Origin of the sequence: Gluconobacter sp. P1D12_c (assembly GCF_018812105.1) — a bacterium.
Lineage (GTDB): Bacteria > Pseudomonadota > Alphaproteobacteria > Acetobacterales > Acetobacteraceae > Gluconobacter > Gluconobacter oxydans_A.
In genome coordinates, this window is the sequence record NZ_JACSIQ010000302.1 from 1 (window position 1) to 514 (window position 514).

Annotated in this window: 1 protein-coding gene; it reads left to right on the plus strand. The window is 46.5% G+C overall.

All coding sequences use genetic code 11. The features are described 5' to 3' along the window. The coding region (locus KP705_RS16860) for a hypothetical protein (protein ID WP_215765094.1) at positions 1-372 on the plus strand (372 nt) is incomplete at its 5' end. Between the last annotated feature and the right edge of the window lie 142 nt (positions 373-514).

Consider the following 514-nt stretch of genomic DNA (forward strand, 5'->3'; position numbering starts at 1 on the left):
AATGCTTTCTATAACGTCTCTGAACCCTGTCTTATGGTCCAGAATTATACGCAGACGCCTGACACTGAACTCGGCAAAAAGGCTCTCGAACTCATTGAAGTTGTCTCTAAGCGACACCATCAGCAGGTTATCGAAAAACTCCAAAAAATTGGATGCGATGCTCTAACGGGGCGTAATCTGTTTGCGTTGCGTGGTTCGTGGGAGCTTGGCAACAGGGATATCAATGCGGTGGATGATTCCGCAAAAGCATATATGCTTGACACTTACACGATATCTCACATGGGTAGAGGTGGGGGTAGCGTCTTAGAAGATGGGATGCTGTCAAAGGTTCTCGACATAGAGCGTCTACAAGACCCCGTAGAGATTTTTTAGCCTCCTATTGAGGTTCCGGATTCCGAATACTTCGAAGCTAATCAGGACGCCTTTCAGGAGCTTGCAGACTGGTATCTTTGAAGCTCCGCAGGACCGACGACAATGTAATTGTCATAGTCGGACACTATGACAAGTCAAATAT